This window comes from Streptomyces sp. CLV115, from assembly GCF_038448545.1.
Lineage (GTDB): Bacteria > Actinomycetota > Actinomycetes > Streptomycetales > Streptomycetaceae > Streptomyces > Streptomyces sanglieri.
Genome location: NZ_JBCEWQ010000342.1, coordinates 1 through 1633, shown reverse-complemented (window position 1 = coordinate 1633; position 1633 = coordinate 1). Strand labels below are relative to the sequence as shown.

The 1633-nt window shown below is 75.8% G+C and carries 1 protein-coding gene; it reads left to right on the top strand.

The window, feature by feature from the left end:
- Positions 1–238 precede the first annotated feature (238 nt).
- Positions 239–1456, top strand: a complete 1218-nt coding sequence (locus tag AADR41_RS42030) for a hypothetical protein (protein WP_342287737.1) — start codon at positions 239–241, stop codon at positions 1454–1456.
- The last annotated feature ends 177 nt before the right edge of the window (positions 1457–1633 follow it).

Below are 1633 nucleotides of genomic sequence, written 5' to 3'. Positions count from 1 at the left end.
GGTCCGGGCTTATCCGGGGCTTATCAGGGGGGAAATGCAGCCGCCGCGGCCGCCGCCCCGAGGGACAGCGGCCGCGACAACAGAACGACCGGCCGGCGGTTCGGCCAGGTCAGGCCATCGCGCCACCCGTCGACTGGCGGCGGCGCAGCTTGTACGCGCCGACGCCGACACCGCCGAGCAGGAGCGCCGAGCCGGCGGCCAGACCGCCACCGGTCACCGCCATGCCGCCACCACCGGCGTGCACGCCACCGCGGGGCCGGTCGCCGCCGCGGTCGCCGTAGCCACCGCGGTCGCCGCCACGGTCGCCGTAGCCGCCGCGGCCACCCTCGTCGCCGCCACGGTCTCCACCGCGACCGCCCTCGTCGCCACCGCGACCGCCCTCGTCGCCGCCGCGGCCACCCTCGTCGCCGCCGCGGCCGCCACCGCGACCGCCCTCGTCGTCACTGGTGATCACGGAGGCCATGAAGCCGCCGCCGGCGTGGACGCCGCCGTTGGGACGCCCGTGGTCGCCACGGCCACCACGGTCGCCGCCGTAGCCCCCGCGGTCTCCACCGCGGTCGCCGCCACGGCCGCCCTCGTCGCCGCCGCGGTCTCCGCCACGGCCGCCCTCGTCGCCGCCACGGTCGCCACCACGGCCGCCTTCGTCTCCACCGCGACCGCCTTCGTCGCCGCCGGCGACCACGGCAGCCATGAAGCCGCCACCGGCGTGGACGCCGCCGTAGGGGCGGTCGTGGCCGCCACGGTCTCCACCGCGACCGCCCTCGTCGCCGCCACGGTCTCCACCGCGACCGCCCTCGTCGCCGCCACGGTCTCCGCCGCGACCGCCTTCGTCGCCGCCGCGGCCGCCACCGCGACCGCCCTCGTCGTCACTGGTGATCACAGTGGCCATGAAGCCGCCGCCGGTGTGGACGCCGCCACGCGGACGGTCGTGGCCGCCACGGCCGCCGTAGCCACCGCGGTCGCCGCCCCGGTCGCCGTAGCCGCCGCGGCCGCCTTCGTCGCCGCCACGGTCGCCACCGCGACCGCCTTCGTCGCCACCGCGACCGCCTTCGTCGCCACCGCGACCGCCTTCGTCGCCGCCGGCGACCACGGCAGCCATGAAGCCGCCACCGGCGTGGACGCCGCCGTAGGGACGGCCGTGGTCGCCGCCGTAGCCGCCGCGGTCTCCGCCGCGGTCTCCGCCGCGGTCTCCGCCGCGGTCTCCGCCGCGGTCGCCGCCACGGTCTCCACCGCGGTCGGACTTTCCGTAGTCGTCGCCGCCGCGCGAGGACGAGTAACCGTTGTCGTGGCCCGAGTCGCCCGACGCGACCATGGCGTAGGCGGACGGGCCGGTGATGGCGAGGACCGCTGTGACAGCGGCCGAAGCGAACAGTGTGCGGGCAGAGCGCATCTGAACACATTCCTTCCGCCGCAACTGCGAAGAGTGACGGGCTGTCGACTCAAGGTGGCGCAGTAGCGACGTGATCCACCGTCAGCCGGAATGCGAATTCGCGCCAATGGAAAACGCAGCATTGGAGCTACGCCGTGGGCTCTTCGGGTGGAGTGGGGCCGATAATCACCCGTTGGACTGCATACGGCGACGCGTGAGGTTTGGGCGACGGAGCCCCACCCGTTTGCCCACCCCGCCGCGTGG